Annotated in this window: 16 protein-coding genes; 13 read left to right on the top strand and 3 right to left on the bottom strand. The window is 67.2% G+C overall.

Features of this window, described 5'->3' with window-relative positions:
* Positions 1-10 precede the first annotated feature (10 nt).
* From D0901_RS01085 to D0901_RS01035, 11 genes are all read left to right on the top strand, one after another.
* Positions 11-835, top strand: coding sequence for a CheR family methyltransferase (locus D0901_RS01085; RefSeq protein WP_224419798.1), 825 nt, complete (start codon positions 11-13; stop codon positions 833-835).
* Between the two features lie 63 nt (positions 836-898).
* Positions 899-1,960 carry a protein-glutamate methylesterase/protein-glutamine glutaminase gene (locus D0901_RS01080; protein ID WP_129138441.1) on the top strand — a complete coding sequence of 354 codons (1,062 nt, stop codon included), beginning with the start codon at positions 899-901 and terminating at the stop codon, positions 1,958-1,960.
* A 37-nt stretch (positions 1,961-1,997) separates the two neighbouring features.
* Positions 1,998-3,695 carry a methyl-accepting chemotaxis protein gene (locus D0901_RS21365; protein ID WP_129138440.1) on the top strand — a complete coding sequence of 566 codons (1,698 nt, stop codon included), beginning with the start codon at positions 1,998-2,000 and terminating at the stop codon, positions 3,693-3,695.
* Positions 3,696-3,740: 45 nt separating this feature from the next.
* Complete coding sequence (gene cheY, locus D0901_RS01070) at positions 3,741-4,130, top strand: chemotaxis response regulator CheY (protein WP_129138439.1); 390 nt, start codon at positions 3,741-3,743, stop codon at positions 4,128-4,130.
* A 25-nt stretch (positions 4,131-4,155) separates the two neighbouring features.
* Positions 4,156-4,818, top strand: coding sequence for a protein phosphatase CheZ (cheZ, locus tag D0901_RS01065; protein ID WP_129138438.1), 663 nt, complete (start codon positions 4,156-4,158; stop codon positions 4,816-4,818).
* A gap of 225 nt (positions 4,819-5,043) precedes the next feature.
* On the top strand, positions 5,044-6,210 hold the full coding sequence (gene flhB / locus D0901_RS01060) for a flagellar biosynthesis protein FlhB (protein ID WP_129138437.1): 1,167 nt from the start codon (positions 5,044-5,046) through the stop codon (positions 6,208-6,210).
* Positions 6,207-8,288 carry a flagellar biosynthesis protein FlhA gene (flhA, locus tag D0901_RS01055; RefSeq protein WP_129138436.1) on the top strand — a complete coding sequence of 694 codons (2,082 nt, stop codon included), beginning with the start codon at positions 6,207-6,209 and terminating at the stop codon, positions 8,286-8,288. The genes flhB and flhA overlap by 4 nt, the downstream gene beginning before the upstream one ends.
* Positions 8,285-10,570, top strand: a complete 2,286-nt coding sequence (flhF, locus tag D0901_RS01050) for a flagellar biosynthesis GTPase FlhF (protein WP_129138435.1) — start codon at positions 8,285-8,287, stop codon at positions 10,568-10,570. The genes flhA and flhF overlap by 4 nt, the downstream gene beginning before the upstream one ends.
* Positions 10,571-10,572: 2 nt before the next feature.
* The gene (locus D0901_RS01045) at positions 10,573-11,097 is read left to right on the top strand and encodes a hypothetical protein (RefSeq protein WP_129138434.1); all 525 of its coding nucleotides are present in this window, start codon (positions 10,573-10,575) and stop codon (positions 11,095-11,097) included.
* A complete protein-coding gene (locus tag D0901_RS01040; RefSeq protein ID WP_129138433.1) occupies positions 11,094-11,495 on the top strand; it encodes a flagellar protein FlhE in 402 nt (133 codons plus the stop codon). The genes D0901_RS01045 and D0901_RS01040 overlap by 4 nt, the downstream gene beginning before the upstream one ends.
* Positions 11,496-11,626: 131 nt before the next feature.
* Positions 11,627-12,337 carry an RNA polymerase sigma factor FliA gene (locus D0901_RS01035; RefSeq protein ID WP_129138432.1) on the top strand — a complete coding sequence of 237 codons (711 nt, stop codon included), beginning with the start codon at positions 11,627-11,629 and terminating at the stop codon, positions 12,335-12,337.
* A 51-nt stretch (positions 12,338-12,388) separates the two neighbouring features.
* On the opposite strand, the gene D0901_RS01030 is transcribed toward D0901_RS01035, so the two are convergent.
* From D0901_RS01030 to D0901_RS01020, 3 genes are read right to left on the bottom strand one after another with little or no spacing between them, the layout of a single operon-like run.
* Positions 12,389-13,006, bottom strand: coding sequence for a PqiC family protein (locus D0901_RS01030; protein WP_129138431.1), 618 nt, complete (start codon positions 13,004-13,006; stop codon positions 12,389-12,391).
* Between the two features lie 16 nt (positions 13,007-13,022).
* The gene (gene pqiB, locus D0901_RS01025; protein ID WP_129138430.1) at positions 13,023-14,666 is read right to left on the bottom strand and encodes an intermembrane transport protein PqiB; all 1,644 of its coding nucleotides are present in this window, start codon (positions 14,664-14,666) and stop codon (positions 13,023-13,025) included.
* Entirely contained in the window at positions 14,659-15,981 is a 1,323-nt protein-coding gene (locus D0901_RS01020; RefSeq protein WP_129138429.1) for a PqiA/YebS family transporter subunit, read from the bottom strand. The genes pqiB and D0901_RS01020 overlap by 8 nt, the downstream gene beginning before the upstream one ends.
* A gap of 211 nt (positions 15,982-16,192) precedes the next feature.
* Between D0901_RS01020 and D0901_RS01015 the strand changes: the two genes are divergently transcribed.
* Together D0901_RS01015 and D0901_RS01010 are read left to right on the top strand one after the other, a co-directional pair.
* Complete coding sequence (locus D0901_RS01015; protein ID WP_129138428.1) at positions 16,193-17,167, top strand: calcium/sodium antiporter; 975 nt, start codon at positions 16,193-16,195, stop codon at positions 17,165-17,167.
* 322 nt (positions 17,168-17,489) lie between these two features.
* A complete protein-coding gene (locus D0901_RS01010; RefSeq protein ID WP_129138427.1) occupies positions 17,490-18,905 on the top strand; it encodes a cytochrome ubiquinol oxidase subunit I in 1,416 nt (471 codons plus the stop codon).
* Position 18,906: the final 1 nt, after the last annotated feature.

Raw genomic sequence — 18,906 nt, 5'->3', positions numbered from 1 at the left:
TGACCTGACCATGACCGATGGCGATTTCGAGCGCGTGCGCAAGCTGATCTATCAGCGGGCGGGTATCGTGCTGGCCGAGCACAAGCGGGAAATGGTCTACAGTCGTCTCGCCCGGCGTCTGCGGTTGCACAAGATGACCCACTTCTCGGAATACCTGGCGCGGCTCGAGCGTCAGCCCGATGCCAAGGAGTGGGAGGCATTCACCAACGCGCTGACCACCAACCTCACGGCATTCTTCCGCGAGGCGCACCATTTCCCGTTGCTGGCCGATCATCTCAGCGGCCGCAGTGGTCCGGTGCGTATCTGGTGTGCCGCGGCCTCGACCGGCGAGGAGCCCTATTCGATCGCCATGACCCTCAGCGAGGTGCTGGGGGCCAAGGCCCGTGAGTCGCGGGTGGTCGCCACCGACATCGACACCGATGCCCTGAATCGTGCCCGGGAGGCGGTCTATCCGCTGGAGCAGGTTCTCAAGCTCAGCGAAGAGCGACGCAAGCGCTTTTTCCTGCGCGGGGGCGGCACGCGAGCCGGTCTGGCGAGAATTCGTCCCGAACTCACGGCGATGGTCGAGTTTCGTCAGCTCAATCTGCTGGCGCCGTCCTGGCCCCTGGACGGACCCTTCGATGCGATCTTCTGCCGTAACGTGATGATCTATTTCGACAAGACGACCCAGGCCAAGATTCTCGATCGCTTCGTGCCGCTGCTCAAGCCTGATGGTCTGCTGTTTGCCGGCCATTCCGAGAACTTTTCCTATATCAGTCAGGCGTTTCGACTGCGCGGTCAGACCGTCTACGAACTGGCCGGCGCACCCTCAAGTCGTGCGTCAGGCCGCCGATAGAGAACATGACTGCCCGGCCGAGCATCAATCGTGACGGCTGGGCACAGGAAAGGAGAACCCCTCTTGAGTGGCCCGAAGATCAAGGTGTTGTGTGTCGACGACTCGGCGCTGATCCGTGACCTGATGAGCGAGATCATCAACTCGCACCCCGATATGGAAGTCGTGGCGACGGCGCCCGACCCGCTCGTGGCACGCGATCTCATCAAGCGCACCAATCCCGATGTGCTGACCCTCGACGTCGAGATGCCGCGCATGGACGGCATCGACTTTCTCGAGCGGTTGATGCGCCTGCGGCCGATGCCGGTGCTGATGGTGTCGTCGCTCACCCAGGCCGGCTCCGAGGTCACCCTGCGGGCGCTCGAGCTGGGCGCCGTGGACTTCATTGCCAAGCCACAGCTGGGGATCCGCAGCGGGATGCTCGACTACGGCGAGATGATCGCCGACAAGATTCGTGCCGCCGCCCGTTCGCGCCCGCGTGCCGCGCCGCGTACGCCGCCGGCCCCCGCCGCGCCGCTCAAGGCGCCGCTGATTTCCAGCGAGAAGCTGATCATCATCGGGGCCTCCACCGGCGGTACCGAGGCGATCCGCAACGTCCTCGAGCCGCTGCCGGCCAACACCCCGGCCATTCTGATCACCCAGCACATGCCGGGCGGCTTCACGCGGTCCTTCGCCGAGCGACTCGACCGTATCTGCCGGATCAGCGTCAAGGAAGCCGAGGACGGCGAACGGGTCCTGCCGGGGCACGCCTACATCGCGCCCGGCGATCGTCACCTGAAGCTGGCCCGCAGCGGCGCCAATTACGTGGTCCGCCTCGACGATGGCGACCCGGTCAACCGGCATCGCCCCTCGGTGGACGTGCTGTTTCATTCGGCGGCGCAGAACGCCGGGCGCAACGCGATCGGCGTGATCCTCACCGGGATGGGCAAGGACGGTGCCGCCGGACTGCTGGAAATGCGCCAGGCCGGCGCGCATACCCTGGCGCAGACCGAGGCGACCTGCGTGGTCTATGGCATGCCCCGGGAAGCCGTGGCCCTGGGGGGCGCGGTCGAAAGTGTCGACCTCGATCAGATGGCGGCACGCATCATGAATCAGGTCGCCGCGTCGGGCCGCGCCCAGCGGGTCTGAACCGCCATTATTCCAAGTAAAGCAGGGAGACCGCATTGTGAAGCGCCTACTGGGCAATATTTCCATCAGTGCCTTGCTGACGTCGGTGTTGGTGTGTGTCGGGCTCTTCTTCCTCATCCTGGAAGGGCTGTCGTATACCGCCAACCGCAGTGCCGAGGCATCGATCGATACCGTCAACCGGATCAACGTCAAGCAACTGAGTGAAATCTCCCGCGCCGACGTGCTCAAGCTGCGAGCCAACCTCGCCCTGGAAGGCGCGTCGAACGCCCTGTATCTGGGCAAGACGGAGCGCGCCGCCACTCAGGTGGCCAAGGCCGGCGATCTGCTCGAGCGTTCCCGCGTTCGTTTCGAGACGTTCAAGGCCCAGCCCAAGACAGAGCAGGGGCGTGAACTCAGCGCGGCCGTCGTCGACAACTTCGGCAGCGTCCTGGATATTCTGGACAAGCAGCGTCAGGCACTCGCCGACGGTGACGTGACGACCTATCGCGACCTCAAGACACGCCTCGACACCTACGATACGCCGCTCAACACGGCGATGACCGACTTCGTGCATTATGCCAACGTGCGCGGTGAGGACTTGATGACCGCCTACCATGATCAGGTGCGTCTGTTCGAGATCATCGGCGTGGTCATCGTGGTTCTCGCCCTGCTGATGCTGGTCGCGGTGCGCTTCGGTCTGTCGCGGATGGTCGTGCGTCCGCTCGAGGCGGCGGTCGAGCACTTCCAGGCGATCGCCAATGCCGATCTGTCCCGTGACATCCGGGTGTCGAGCAACAACGAGATCGGCCAGCTGTTCGCCGCCATGCGCGAGATGCAGCAGGGGCTGGCGACGACCGTTCGCACGGTGCGCGAGGGCAGCGGCTCCATTCATACCGGCACCCGCGAGATCGCCGGCGGCAATGCCGATCTGTCGTCGCGTACCGAACAGCAGGCGGCTTCGATCGCGGAAACCGCCGCCAGCATGGAAGAACTGACCGCCACGGTGAAGCAGAACGCCGACAACGCCCGCCAGGCCAGCACCCTCGCCAACGATGCCTCGACGACCGCGGGACATGGCGGCGAGGTGGTCGATCGGGTGATCGACACCATGCAGGGTATCTCGACGAGTTCGCGCCAGATCGCCGACATCACCGGCGTGATCGACTCGATCGCCTTCCAGACCAACATCCTGGCGCTCAATGCGTCGGTGGAGGCGGCACGGGCCGGCGAGCAGGGCCGCGGCTTCGCGGTGGTCGCCGGCGAGGTACGCAACCTGGCCAGCCGCAGCGCCACCGCCGCCAAGGAGATCCGGGAACTGATCGACAACTCCGTCGCCCAGGTCGAGCAGGGGTCGACGCTGGTCGAGGAGGCCGGCGACACGATGCGCGAGGTGGTCGCCTCGGTGAAGCGTGTCACCGACATCATGGACGAGATATCCGCCGCCTCGCAGGAGCAGAGCGACGGCATCGACCAGGTCAGCCAGGCAGTGACGCAGATGGACGAGGTCACCCAGCAGAATTCGGCGCTGGTTCAGCAGGCCTCGGCGGCCGCCGCTTCGCTGGAGGAGCAGGCCACCCGCCTCGAACAGGCCGTTGCACTGTTCCGTCTGGCCAACGCCGGCCCGACGCCGGCCGGCGTCGCGCAGTCCGCCGCGTTGCCGCGTTCGTCGGCGACGAGCGAAACCGCTCAGACGGCCACCCCACGAATCGACTCACGTTCCGCGGTATCCGCCGAGAACGACTGGGAAGAATTCTGACACAACCCGATATATCCGATTGACGACGAAAGACGAGGAACGACGATGTCCGACAAGAACATGAGCATTCTGGTGGTCGATGACTTTCCCACCATGCGGCGTATCGTGCGCAGCCTGCTCAAGGAACTGGGTTACAACAATGTCGAGGAGGCCGAAGACGGCCAGGACGCGCTGGGCAAGTTGCGCGGCGGCGGTTTCGAATTCGTGGTGTCCGACTGGAACATGCCCAATCTCGACGGCCTCGAGATGCTCAAGCAGATCCGGGCCGATGACGCGCTGAAATCGCTGCCGGTACTGATGGTCACCGCCGAAGCCAAGAAGGAGAACATCATCGCCGCCGCGCAGGCCGGCGCCAATGGTTACGTCGTCAAGCCGTTCACGGCGGCCACCCTGGAAGAAAAGCTCAACAAGATCTTCGAGAAACTGGGCAAATAAGCATAATTGTGAAGGAGGGTGAGCCATGAGTGCTGAAGCACAGCACACCGGAACGCAGGGCGGCGACGATCTGGTCCAGCGAATCGGTCAACTGACTCGCATGCTGCGTGACAGCATGCGCGAACTGGGTCTCGACAAGGAGATCGAAAAGGCCGCGGAAGCGATTCCCGATGCCCGCGATCGTCTCAGCTATGTCGCCTCGATGACCGAGCAGGCCGCCGAGCGGGCGCTCAACGCCATCGACCGCGCCCAGCCGCTGCAGGAAGCGCTCGAGGCCCGGGCGACCGAACTCGATGCCCGCTGGGCGGAGTGGTTCGCCGAGCCCAAGGAGCTCGACGAGGCCAAGGCGCTGGTTCAGGACACGCGCAACTACCTCAGCGATGTCCCGGCACAGACCAAGGCGACCAACGCCGAACTGTTCGAGATCATGATGGCCCAGGATTTCCAGGACCTGACCGGCCAGGTGATCAAGCGCATGATGGACATGGTCCGCGAGATCGAGCATCAACTGGTCCAGGTCCTGCTCGACAGCGTTCCCGACAGCCAGGATCGTCAGGAGCTGCGCCGGTCCATGGAAAACGAGCGCAGCCAGTCGTTGCTCAACGGCCCGCAGATCAAGCCCGAGGGCGAGGACGTGGTCAACAGTCAGGATCAGGTGGACGACCTGCTGGATTCGCTAGGGTTCTAGGGTTTCCGCGTCGCTGGCGGGGTGCCCGGTCAGGGCGACCCGGCCCGCGTACCGGTAGGGGCGCGTCGGTTCCTGCCGGTTTGTGCCCCCTTTGCGCTCCCCTCCGTGTGCGCGACAATCGTGGATTAACGTCCGATTCGTCGCGCTTTTTCGCTGTTCGTCGACAACGCCCCCCGCGCAGAATAAGCCTCGACCGATGTGTGGCCGATGCACGGCGTGGAGATCATGGCCGACGATAGCAGCGACGAAGAAAAGACCGAAGACCCGACACCACGACGCCAGGAAAAGGCGCGTGAAGAGGGCCAGATCGCGCGCTCGCGCGAACTCGCCACCTTCATGATGCTGCTCGCCGGGGTCGGTGGCCTGTGGTCGATGGGCTCGCTGCTCTACGACGACCTGGGCGCGATGATGGAGCAGGCCTTCCTCTTCGACCGCGGCATTGCCTTCGACACCACGCGCATGATGGCCCACCTGTGGGCCCTGGGCACGCATTCCCTGGAAGCCGTGTTGCCGCTGTTTCTGCTGCTCACCGTGGTGGCCGCGGTGTCGCCGGCATTGCTGGGTGGCTGGCTGATTTCCGGCAAGTCGCTCAAGCCCCAGCTCTCCAAGCTCAATCCCGGCAAGGGCCTCAAGCGCATGGTCTCGTCCCAGGCGCTGACCGAACTCGCCAAGGCGATCGCCAAGTCGGTGCTCACGGGCAGCGTCGCGGCAACGTTTCTATGGCTCAAGCGAGGCGAGCTGCTGGCCCTGATGGATCAGCCCGTCGAGCAGGCGCTGTTCCATGCGCTGCGGCTGGCGGCGGTCTGTTGCGGCCTGATCGTGTTGTCCCTGATCGTGGTGGTGTTGATCGACGTGCCCTACCAGCTGTGGAGCCACAACAAGCAGCTGCGCATGACCAAGGACGAGATCAAGAAGGAGCACAAGGAATCCGAGGGCGACCCGCAGATCAAGGGGCGGATCCGCCAGCAGCAGCAGGCCATGGCCCGCGGACGCATGATGAGCAAGTTGCCCGAGGCCGACGTGATCGTCACCAACCCCACGCATTACGCGGTGGCGCTGAGCTACCGCGACGGCGAGATGGGCGCGCCGCGGGTGATCGCCAAGGGCGCCGATGCCGTGGCCGCGCGCATCCGCGAGATCGGCGACGAGCATCGGATCCCGCGCCTCGAGGCGCCGCCGCTGGCGCGAGCGCTGTACCGTCACGTGGATCTCGACCGGGAGATCCCGGTCGCCCTTTACACGGCCGTCGCCGAGGTCATGGCCTGGGCGTTCCGCCTGCATCAGGTCCGTCGCGAGGGCGGTGAGATGCCCGTACCGCCGCGCGATCTGCCCATTCCCGACGATCTGGCGGTCGGCCCTGATGCCGCTTCGTCCCACGAGGAAACGCAATGAGTCTGATGGACACCCTGGGGCGCCAGAGCTGGCTGGGCAACACCCAGATGAAGTTGCTGGCCGGTCCGGTCCTCATCGTCATGATCCTGTCGATGATGATCCTGCCGTTGCCGCCGTTCGCCCTCGACATGTTCTTCACCTTCAACATCGCCATGTCGATCATGGTGCTGCTGGTGAGCATGTTCACCCAGAAGCCGCTGGATTTCGCGGCCTTCCCGGCGGTATTGCTGTTCACTACCTTGCTGCGACTGTCGCTGAACGTGGCCTCGACCCGTGTGGTGCTGATGAACGGCGACGAGGGCGGCGACGCCGCGGGCAAGGTGATCGAGGCGTTCGGCGAGTTCCTGATCGGCGGCAACTTCGCGGTGGGCCTGGTGGTGTTCCTGATCCTGGTGATCATCAACTTCATGGTCATCACCAAGGGCGCCGGGCGTATCGCCGAGGTCGGCGCCCGTTTCACCCTCGACTCCATGCCCGGCAAGCAGATGGCCATCGATGCCGATCTCAACGCCGGGCTGATCGGCGAGGAGGACGCCAAGCAGCGGCGTGCCGAGATCGCCCAGGAATCCGATTTCTACGGCTCGATGGACGGCGCCAGCAAGTTCGTGCGCGGCGATGCCGTGGCCGGGCTGATCATCATGGTGGTCAACCTGATCGGCGGGCTGCTGATCGGCGTGCTGCAGCACGACATGAGCTTCGGCAACGCCGCGCGCACCTATGCGCTGCTGACCATCGGCGACGGCCTGGTGGCCCAGATCCCCGCGCTGGTGATCTCGACGGCGGCGGGTGTCACCGTGTCGCGGGTCAATACCGACCAGGACGTCGGCCAGCAGATGATCTCCCAGTTGTTCAACAACCCCCAGGTGCTGGTGCTCGCCGCCTGCGTGATGGGGCTGCTGGGGCTGGTGCCGGGCATGCCCAACCTGGTCTTCCTGCTGTTCAGTTCGGTGCTGGGGGTGCTGGCCTGGTGGATGGTCCGCCACCGCGACAACAAGCTCGCCGAGGAGACGGTCAACCGCGAGCCACCGCCGGCCCCCGAGGCGCCCGAGGCCAGTTGGGACGACGTGCAACTGGTCGATACCCTGGGGCTCGAGGTCGGCCATCGCCTGATCCCGCTGGTCGATCACCGCCAGGATGGGGAACTGTTGGGGCGAATCAAGAGCGTGCGCAAGAAGTTCGCCCAGGAGGTCGGCTTCCTGCCGCCGGTGGTGCACATTCGCGACAATCTGGAGCTCGGCCCCAATACCTACGTGATCACCCTCAAGGGGGTCGAGATCGGTCGCGCCGAGGCCTACCCCGGAAAATGGCTGGCGATCGATCCCGGCCAGGTCTCCGGCCACCTGGAGGGCACGCCCACCGAGGACCCGGCCTTCGGTCTGCCGGCGGTGTGGATCGACGGCGGCCAGCGCGAACAGGCGCAGGTCTACGGTTATACCGTGGTCGATGCCGGCACCGTGGCGGCCACCCATCTCAACCATCTGCTGCATCGCCATGCCGGCGACATGCTGGGTCGCCACGAGGTCCAGCAACTGCTCGACAAGCTCGGCGAGGAGAACAAGGCGCTGGTCGAGGACGTGGTGCCCAAGCTGGTCTCGCTGACCACCCTGCAACGCATCCTGCAGAATCTGCTCGAGGAGGAGGTGTCGATTCGCGACATGCGCACCATTCTCGATACCCTGGCGGAACATGCCACGCCGCAGAGCGATGCCCACGATCTGACCGCGGTGGTCCGCGCGGCGCTGGGCCGGGCGATCACCCAGCAGTGGTTCCCGGGGCAGGGCGAATTGCACGTGATCGGTCTCGATGCCAACCTCGAACAGGTGCTGAGCCAGGCGATGAACGGCGGCGGGGCCATCGAGCCGGGGCTGGCCGATACCCTGATGACCCAGACCGAAGCCGCCGTCTCGCGTCAGGAGGCACTCGGCGAACCCACGGTGCTGGTCGTTCCGCACGGCTTGCGCGCCTTGCTGGCGCGATTCCTGCGCCGTCGTCTGCGTCATCTCGTGGTGATGTCGCAGGCCGAGATTCCGGATGACCGGACGATTCGAGTCACCACGCTGGTCGGAGGCCGTCAATGAGCGTACAGCGATTCATCGGAGCCAACAGCCGTGACGCCATGCGTCAGGTACGCGCGGCACTGGGCGACGATGCCCTGATCCTGGCCAACCGCCGGGTCGACGAAGGTGTCGAGATCCTGGCCCTGGCCGAGGAGATGCCGCCGACGCCGCCGGCCGAGACCCGCTCGGCACCGCCGGCTGCGGTGCGTCCTTCACCGCCGGCCGGCCGGGGTGTCGAACCGCCCGCGGCTGCCCCGGAACGCGCTCCCGCCGCGCCACGGCCGCCCGAACCGCCGGCCGCCCCCACCGGGGGCGCGCCGGCGGATTTCTCGGCATTCACCGAACGCTTGCTCGGCGAGATGCAGGATCTGCGCTCGCTGCTGGTCGGCCAGGCGGCGGCCCAGGGCAACGGCCAGGAGGACAATCGCCGGCGGCTCAACCGGCGGCTGCAGGCCGCCGGCTACGGCAACGCCCTGGCCCGCGAGCTGCTCGATTCGCTGCCCGTGGAACTGATTCACGCCGACGGCAGCGAGGCCCTGGCCTGGCTCGAGCGGCAACTCGCCACGCGTCTGGCGGTGCTCGACGACGAGCGGCGCCTGCTCGACGAGGGCGGTGTCTTCGCCCTGCTCGGGCCCACCGGCGTGGGCAAGACCACCACCACCGCCAAGCTGGCGGCGCGCTACGTGATGCGTCACGGGGCCGGCAGCGTGGCGCTGGTCACCACCGACAGCTACCGGATCGGTGCCCATGAACAGTTGCGCATCTATGCGCGCTTGCTGGGGGCCGAGGTCCATGCCCTCGACGCCGAGGCGCCGCTGGGCGAGCTGCTGGAAACGCTCGCCGACAAGCGGCTGGTGATCATCGATACCGTCGGCATGAGCCAGCGCGACCAGCGTCTGGTCGACCAGGTGGCGCGGCTCGGCGGAACGCCGCGCCCGGTGCGACGTCTGCTGTTGCTCAATGCGGCCAGCCACGGCGAGACGCTGGAAGACGTGGTGGTCACCTATCAGCGTGCCTCGCGGGCCGCCGGGGCGCCGCTGTACGGGGCGATTCTCACCAAGGTCGACGAGGCGCCGCGGCTGGGCGCGGTGCTCGACATCGCCATCCGTCACGAGCTGTGCCTGCACTACGTGTCGCACGGCCAGCAGGTCCCCGAGGATCTGCGGCTCGCCGACCGTCAGGCGCTGGTCAGTCGCTCGCTGGCGGTGAACGACGAGGACTCGTCGTTCGTCGGCGAACCGCTGGACTGGCAGCCGGGCCCGTCGGCCCAGCGCTGGCGCGCGTTGTCGCGCAGCCTGCTGGGGCAGGGGCGGACCCTGGCGGCGGTCTTCGACCAGTTGCGCGAGCGCGTCGGCGGCTTTGCCAATCTGGAGACCGCCTGGCCGCTGCTGGGCCTGCCTCTCGATCATCAGCGAGCCAGGGTCGCCGGGCTGATGGCACTGCCGTCGACGTCGTCGACGGCTTTCGTCGAGCCGCCCCGGGGCATGCTCTGGTCGCGCACGGCACCGCTCAAGGGCAGCGACTGGCGCTTGCCGGCCATCGCCCTGAACGGTGACGATCTCGCTCAGGTGGCGCCTTGGCCGGCGCACCGCCAGTCGGCGGGCGAGACGGAGAAGCTGGTCGAGGTCGCGGAGGAGGGGGCGTTGCGCCGACACTTCCTGCCGCGCTGCCCCTCCTCGGCAGCCCGTCGTTACCTGGGGGCCGCGGGGGACCTTTGGGTGGCCCAGGCCCAGGCCAACAGTCGCGTCGCGTTCGACGGGTCACGTCGGACCCTGAAGGAGCTGGCCGACGATGCCCAACCCGTCGGGGATATCGCCATCCGTCATCGGGGGCGGCCGGTGCGGCTTGGCGTGCGGCGGTTGAGCGTGGAAGGGGATGAGGCGATGCCGCTGACCGCCTGGTTCGCCGCCCTGGTCGATCCCGACACCGGGCGTCGCCTCGGGCAGCGCTACTGGTTCTCGGCCGTGCCCGACCTGCCGCTGGCCACGCTGGCCACCCACCTGGCCCACGACGAGCTGGCCACGCTGGCCCGGCGGGCCTGGCAGTGGCTGGAGCCGGATGCCGGTGAGGTCGATGGCGAATTGCGGGTCTGGCTGGCGGCGTCGCTGGCGGCACTGGCGGTGCGTCTCGACCAGGAGAGCGCCGAGTGGGCGATGGACCTGCGGGGTCACCTGCTGGCACTGCTCGGCGGTAACCGCAAGCGTAGTGCCTCGGCACTGCTCGAGGCCTTGTGGTACCTGTTCGCCGCCCGCGACGCCTTCCTGCTGGCCGGCGGCGCGCGCGAGCCGATGGCGAGTCGTTGAGCATGAGCGGCGGAGATCAGGCGGCCGGATTGCGCCGCTGGGCCGAAACGCTCGCCCCGTACACCGCGCAGGCGACCATCGACGACACCGCGACCTTGACCGCCGTCGAGTCGACGCCGACACGGGTCTTGATGGTCGTGGGCCTGCCGGGCGGTGACCAGGCCTCGACGGCGCCGGTGGTCGAGGCGCTCCAGCGCTGGCACGCGCAGGGGCAGCGCTGGGTCGGCGATCCGCTCAGCTGGCGGGTGGTGCCGACCCAGGCCGACAGCCCGCATCTTGCCGCACTGGTCGCCCAACAGCGTCACTGGGCACTCTGGGTCGGACGTGACGGCGAGGCCTTCCGGCGCAGTTACCGACTGCTCAAGCAGCTTGCCGAGCATGGCGGGCCGCGTCGCCTGTTGCTGGTGCATCCGCCGCTGGCATCCCGCTCGGGGCTGCTGGCCAATCTGCAGCAGGCGGCGGCGGGCTTTCTGGGCTTCGAGTTGTGGATCGTGCCGGCGACTCGCCGCCAAGGGCACGAGGCGTGAAGCGCCGTCACTGGCTGATGGCCGTGGGATGGCTGATGGCGCTGCCGGCCTGGGCCGGTGCGCCGGGAAGCTGGGTCGGCGATGCCCGCGCGGTCCGCGTGTTCACGCCGGGGCGGCTCGTCGATTCACGGGCCATCGAGCCGCCGGCCGCCGTTCGCGGCGAGATCGCCTCGGTTGCCTGGCGCTTCGAGGTCCCCCCCGGGGTGGTCGGACTGCGGGCCTGGTTGTGCCATCCGCAGCGTTGTCTCGCGCTCTCCGCGGCGCGCGGGCGCAGCAAGGGCCTCGCGGGGCTGGCGGCCGATGCGCCGCTGCGTTTCCGTTTCGGGCTGGTGCGGGGGCATCAACCGACACGACCGCTGCGCATCACCGGCCTTCAGGCGATCGTCGACTACCGCTGAGGCCGCAAAAGCGGAAATAACCTGACAAGCGGCCGGGTATTTACCGCTTGGCGCCTCGCCGATGCAGGCAATAATGCCACCATCGGCAGCCATCTCGGCGCTGCCCCCGGTAATGGGGTCGAGACGAACGGATGTACACGGCACAGGGTAAAATCGATCAGCAGGCCTTGCTCGACCAGTATCTGCCCGTGGTGCGTCGGCAGGCACTGGCCCTTCAGGTTCGCCTGCCCGCCAGCGTCGACCTGGACGACCTGATCCAGGCCGGCATGGTGGGCCTGCTCGATGCGCTCGGACGTTACAACGCCGCGCAGGGCGCCAGCCTGACCACCTACGCCAGTCAGCGCATTCGCGGTGCCATGATCGACGAACTGCGCAGCCGCGACTGGGTACCGCGCAGCGTGCGTCGTCATGCACGCGAGATCGACGAGACCATTCGTCGTCTCGAGCAGCAGTTCGGACGACCCGCGGAAGAGCGCGAGATCGCCGAGGCGCTGTCGCTGGACCTCGACGATTATCGCCAGCGCCTCGCCGATACCAACGGCGGGCATCTGCTCGGCTTCGAGGAGATGATCGAGGAGGGCGGCGAGCCCGAGGGCGGTGACGGCGCGCCACAATCCCCCTTCGAGGCGCTGGCCGGTTCCGAGCAGCGCGAGCGGCTGATCGCCGCGATCGAGCAATTGCCCGAGCGCGAGAAGCTGCTGCTGGGCCTCTACTACCAGGAAGAGCTCAACCTCAAGGAGATCGGCGCCGTGCTCGGCGTCAGCGAATCCCGGGTCTGCCAGCTCCACAGTCAGGCCGTGGCACGGCTGCGCGCTCAGTTGAAGGCCGACGCCGAGGACTGATCGGCCGGTGGCCCCGCGTATTGGCGCCGGGGCCTTTCCCTCGGACAGCGCCTAGCCGTTGGACCGATAGCGGCGGATGCCCTCGGCGATGCGTGCCGCCACGTCATCCCAGTTACTCCCCAGGGCGTGAACCAGCGCCGGGTAGCCATCCTCGTCGAGGGGCGTGGTGACCGCAAACGGTGCCACCTCGACGATCCCCCCCGACGCATCGCGTAATTCCCAGCGCCCGCTGGTCACCGCCACGCCGTCATAGCGCCCCTGGAATCGATCGACCTCGACGCTCAGATGCAAGGCGCCACTCGGGTTGCCGCCATCGAGCACTCGGGTAGCGGGCAGCCGTTGACTCAGCCGGTCGCGCAAGCCCCGCCACAGCTGTCGGTTCAGCGGCTCCGCCCACTGGTGATTGCTGGCCTGGTGCAGGCGGATGGCGTCGGTCTGCAGCACGATGCCCGGGTCGTCGAGATAGCGGCTGACCGTCACCCCGTCGATGACCAGGGTGTCGCGTGCCGGTGTCGGAGGCGCTTCGCCGGTCGGTTCGGGCCCCGGCAGCATGTAGCGCGGGGTGGCGTCGCTACCCCCGCCGGTGGCGCAGCCGGCGAGGGTGATCAGCAGCGCGAGCGCGGCGATCCAGCCGCCACGGCGCCCGGCCTTCACTCCTTGTATCGGCATGGCGATTCCCTCCGTGTCATGGTTTGGGGGCCCGCGGGATCGGGTCCTGGCCGGCGCTGCGATCGAAGATCAGCGCATTGGGCTGCTCGCTGAGCGTCTCGGCCAGCGGCTGCAGGTCGCGGACCAGGCGCTCGATGCTTTCCAGCGTGTCGTCGAGCTTGCGATAGGCCTTCGAGTCGGGCGAGAGGCCGTCGAGTGCGCGTTGCAGATTCTCGAGCGTGGCGTTGAGGTTGCCAGGAATCTCGCGGGTCGCCGGGTCGTCGAGCATCTGGCGCAGGGTTTCGGCGCTCTGGCGCACCTCCTCGAGAGTCGCCTGCGAGGTCGCCATGGTCTTGTCGAGCTTGTCGAGGATCGGCTCGACCTGCAGCTCGTTGAGCTTGTCGAGCAGGTTCGAGACCTTCTGCTCGATCTGCGCGAAGCCGCCCGCGGTGGTCGGGAAGACCGTCTTGCCCTCGAAGGTTTCCGGCTGGTACTGGCCGCGCTGGTCCTTGTCGAAATTGAGGTCGACGAACAGCGCTCCGGTGAGCAGGTTGCCGTTCTTGAGCGAGGCTCGCAGGCCATAGCCGAACATGCGCGTGAAGCGTTGACGCCACTCGTCGAGATCGATCGGCTGGTTGTCGAGGGTCAGGCGCTGTGGCTCGATACGGATCAGCACCGGGATCGCGAAGCGTTGCCGCGAGTCGGGCTGCGGCGCGGTGAAGTGCCAGGGCACGCTGACCACCGTGCCCACGCGCACGCCGCGATACTCCACCGGCGAGCCCTTGGAGAGGCCGCGCACGGTGTCGTCGACCAGCAGCACGTATTCCAGGTTGCTGTTGTAGGTGCCCTGCAGGGCGCTTTCCTCGTCGGCATAGAGCGTGTAGGTGCTGTCCGGCTCGGCCTTGGGCCCCGGTGGAATGTCCTCGGGGATGCCGAAGGTCACGCCGCCGCCGACCAGGGCCTCGAGCGATTCCATCTGCACGCTCACGCCCTCGGAATCGAGATCGACCTTGATCCCCGAGGCCGACCAGAAGCGGGTGGCCTCGGTGATCAGGGTATCGTAGGGCGATTCGATGAACAGCCGATGGTGCATCTCGCGATCGTCGGGATCGAAGGTGGCGTCCTCGACGCGGCCGACGGTGAAGCCCTGATAGGTGACCGGGTCGCCGACGCGCAGCGAACTGCCCAGCTTGCTGACCAGGTTGATGCGCACGCCCTCGGCGCCAGGCGGGGCGACTGGCGGCTGGTCGAGGACCTTGAAATGGTACTTGCGCTCGTCGTCCTGGCCGGGCTGGAGCTGGATGTAGGCCCCGGAGAGCACGGTGTTCAGGCCGCTGATGCCCTCGCGGCCGATGCGCGGCTTGACCACCCAGAAACGCGTGCCCGCGTTGAGCATGCGTTCGGCGTCCTCGCTCATCCGCGCGGTGACCACGGTGTGCGAGAGGTCGTCCGACAGGCGCACGCTCTCGACCCGGCCGACCTCGACGTTGCGGGTCTTGATCAGCGTCTTGCCGGCCTCGATGCCTTCGGCGTTGGGCATCTCCAGGGTGATCTGCGGGCCGCGCCGGCTGACGTTGTCGTAGACTAGCCACAGGCCGATCAGCACGGCGACCAGCGGAACGATCCAGATCGGCGAGATGCGGGACTGCACCTGGCGTTGGGCGCGGTGCGCTTCAGGCATGAGAGGCTTCCTTGACGGACGACGGGGATTGCCACAACAGGCGTGGGTCGAAGGTGATCGCCGCCAGCATGGTCAGCACCACCACGGCGGCGAAGGCCAGGGCCGCGGGGCCCGGGGTGATCGACATCAGCGTCCCGGCGCGGATCAGTGCCACCAGGATCGCCACCACGAAGACATCGACCATCGACCAGCGGCCGATCAGCTCGGTGACCCGGTACAACCGGGTGCGCACGGTACGGTGCTCGCCGGTCCGGTAGCGGGCGGCGATGCACAGCCAGCTCAAGGCGAGCAACTTGCCCACCGGGACCAGCACGCTGGCGACGAAGATCACCCCGGCCACCGGATAGGAGCCCATCTGCCAGAGCTGCACGACCCCGCCGATGATGGTCGACGGGCTGGCGTCGCCCAGGTACGTGGTCGTCATGATCGGATAGAGGTTGGCCGGCACGTACATCACCGCCGAGGCGGCGAGCAGCGCCCAGGTGCGTTGCAGGCTGTTCGGCACGCGGGCGTGGAGTGGCTCGCCGCAACGCCGGCAGCGCCCATGGCCGTGCGTGTCGAGGGTATTGACCAGGCCGCAGGTCGGGCAGCCGGCGAGCCCCTGTTCGGCGGCCGTGGTGCCGGTGCGGCTGTGCGCCGGGGCCAGTGGCTCGCCGGCCAGCGAGAACCACATCCAGTCGTTGTCGATCGACTGGGTGGTCACCAGCAGTAGCACGGCGAAGGCGCAGAAGGCCCAGAAGGAGATGCCCAGACTGACCTCGGCCAGCCCGGCGACCTTGATCAGGCTGACCAGGGTGCCGACGATGAACACATCGGCCATCATCCAGGGGTGCATGTGGACCAGCGAGCGCGCGATGCCGCGGCTGAAAGGCAAGGGTTCGCGACGCAGCAGGCCGACGTGCAGCCAGGCGACGCTGGCCAGGTACAGGGCCGGCAGCACGGCGATGCCCAGCAGCACGCAGACCGCCACCACGGGCTGATGGAAACCGATCAGTTGCGTGGTGGTCTCGAACAGCTCGATGCGATTATGGATACCGCTGAACTCGAAACTGATGAACGGAAAGGAGACGGCGATCGCCAGGGCCACCAGCGCCGCCAGCGACAAGGCCAGGTTGCGTTCGGCCGGGTGCGAGCGACGCTGGGCCAGGGTATGGCCGCAGCGCGGACAGTCGGCTTTCTCGCCGGCGCGCAGCGGCGGCAGGGCGACCAGCCAGTCGCACTCGTGGCACACCCGCAACCGGCGGCGCGTGCGCCGGGGGTGCCGAGCGTCCAGGTGGGGGCGCGCGTCCCTGCTGTCAGCCGTGGTCGATTCCACTCGGTCGTCCCGTGATTCGTGGTGTCATGCGGTCAAGATTTCCAGTGTAACCGCTTCCCGGTCGGGGGCGAACGGCGTTTCTCGATCCGTCGCGAATTCCCATCATGAAGGTACGGACCCCGAGCGGACCTGGCAACTGGCCGTGCCGCGACGACTCGGGCATCATGCGGGCAAAATCATGGAGCGTGTCCGCTGAGGCGGGGGAGGCCTTGTGCTACTGGCGATTGCAGCCATCGTTGTCGGTTTGATTCTGCTGGTCTGGAGTGCCGACCGTTTCATCGACGGCGCCGCGGCGACGGCGGGCCATCTCGGCTTGCCGTCGTTGCTGATCGGGATCCTGGTGATCGGCTTCGGTACCTCGGCGCCGGAGATGATGGTCTCGGTGCTGGCGGCCGCCCAGGGCAATCCCGGCCTGGCGCTGGGCAACGCCTATGGCTCGAACATCGCCAACATCGGCCTGATCCTCGGCGTGACGGCACTGTTCAGCCCGCTCGCCGTGCACTCCCAGGTGATCAAGCAGGAACTGCCGCTGCTGGCGGTGGCGACACTGATCGCCGGGGCGCTGCTGCTGAACGGCCGCATTTCGCGGCTCGACGGCGCCGTGCTGCTGGTGCTGCTGGTCGGGTTGATGGGCCTGACCATCTGGCGCGCCAAGCGCGGCGCGGTCGATGCGCTGGGTGTCACGACCGAGGCGAACATGGCCGAGCATGCCATGTCACTGCGGGCGGGCATCGTCTGGACGCTGATCGGGCTGGTACTGCTGATCGTCAGTTCGCGGCTGCTGGTCTGGGGGGCGGTATGGATCGCCCAGGCGCTCGGGGTGAGCGATCTGATCATCGGCCTGACGGTGGTGGCGGTCGGCACCTCGCTGCCGGAACTGGCCTCGGCGATCACCGCGGTGCGCAAGAACGAGCACGACCTGGTGCTGGGCAACGTGGTGGGCTCCAACCTCTTCAATCTGCTGGCGGTGGTGGGCCTGGCCGGAGTGATCACGCCGATCGACGTCAGCAGCGAGGTGCTCTGGCGGGACTGGCCGGTGATGGCGGTGCTGACCCTGGCGTTGATGATCTTCGGCATCGGCTGGCGCGGCCAGGGGCGCATCAACCGTTTCGAGGCCGGCGCGCTGCTGCTCGCCTACCTCGGCTACAACGGCTATCTGATCGGCACCCTGGTGCAGGGCGCCTGACAGGGCAGAGGGCGTCGACGACGGCATTGTCTCGGCGGCGGTTTTGCCGACTACACTCAGGACACCGCGGTGAGACGCGTCGCCGGCCTGCGTCAACGGACCTCACCGGCGCGTCTTAAGGTGGGCCTCCCCGGACGGGTATCATGAGGTCGTGCCAGTACTTGGCCGATGGTCATTCCGCGCGTCCGGGGATGGTTGGCCGAATGCTGGATGCTGGGTCGTTGTGACCGACAAGAACGGCTTTTGGGCCGACAACAAGCAGAAATGCGCACCAAAACCCTGTCGACGACGGCCCCAACCGATGCTGGGTTGAGGAGTCGCCATGGAGCTTGATCCGATTCTGCTGTCGCGATTGCAGTTCGCGTTCGTCGTATCCTTTCACGCCATCTTTCCGGTCTTCACGATCGGTCTGGCGTCCTATCTCGCGCTGCTCTACGGGCTGTTCGTGAAGACCGGCAACCCCGCGTGGGAGCGGCTCGCCGAATTCTGGACCAAGGTGTTCGCCGTGGTGTTCGGCATGGGGGTGGTGTCGGGGATCGTCATGTCTTTCCAGTTCGGCACCAACTGGAGCAACTTCTCCCAGGCGGCCTCCAACTTCATCGGCCCGATGCTCAGCTACGAGGTGATTACCGCCTTCTTCCTCGAGGCGGGCTTCCTGGGGGTGCTGCTGTTCGGTCGCGAGCGGGTCTCGCCCAAGGTCCATCTCTTCGCCGCGCTGATGGTGGCGCTGGGCACCTTCGTCTCGGCCTTCTGGATCCTCGCCACCAACAGCTGGATGCAGACCCCGGCCGGGGTCGAGATGCGCGACGGGCTCTTCCACGTCACCTCCTGGCTGGAGGCGATCTTCAACCCGTCCTTTCCGTATCGCTTCGCGCACATGGTGATCGCCTCCTTCCTGACCGGCGGCTTCGTGGTCTCCGGGGTGAGCGCCTGGTATCTGTTGCGCGGTCACGACGTCGAAGCCAACCGCAAGGCGCTGTCCATGTCGATGTGGCTGCTGCTGATCGCTGCGCCACTCCAGGCCTTCGTCGGCGACATGCACGGGCTCAACACCCTCGAGCACCAGCCGGCCAAGGTCGCCGCCATGGAAGGCCACTGGCAGCAGGAGGGCGATGGCGTGCCGCTGCTGCTCTTCGCGCTACCCGATCAGCAGGCCCAGACCAACCACTTCGAGGTGGCCATACCGCACGGGGCGAGCCTGATCCTCACCCACTCGTGGAACGGCACCTTCCCCGGTCTCAGCGAGGTGCCGAAGGCGGAACAGCCGCCGGTCTGGATCGCGTTCTTCTCGTTCCGGATCATGGTCGCGCTGGGGCTGGCGATGATCGGTTTCGCCCTCGCCGGGCTGCTGCTGCGACGCGGCGGTCGACTCTACACCCATCGCGCCTTCCTGCAGGGGCTGCGATTGATGAGCGTGGCGCCGTTCATCGCCGTGCTCGCCGGCTGGTTCGTCACCGAGACCGGCCGCGCGCCCTGGCTGGTCTACGGCATGATGACCCAGGCCGAGGCCGTGACCCCCTCGCTGACCGGCGGCATGGCGCTGTTCACGCTGATCGGCTACGTGCTGGTCTATGCCGTGGTGTTCTATGCCGGGGTCTACTACCTCACGCGGGTGATCCGCCAGGGCATGACCGAGGGCGAGGTCCACGACGTGGAGAGCGCCATGCGGCCGATGTCCGCCTCGCACGTGGCCTATGACGACGACTATCCCGACGGCTATACCACTTCAGGGAGCTGAG

The sequence above is a fragment of the Modicisalibacter coralii genome, assembly GCF_004117855.1.
GTDB lineage: Bacteria > Pseudomonadota > Gammaproteobacteria > Pseudomonadales > Halomonadaceae > Modicisalibacter > Modicisalibacter coralii.
Note: the sequence above shows the minus strand (reverse complement) of the source record. Positions and strands in the feature narration are given on the sequence as shown.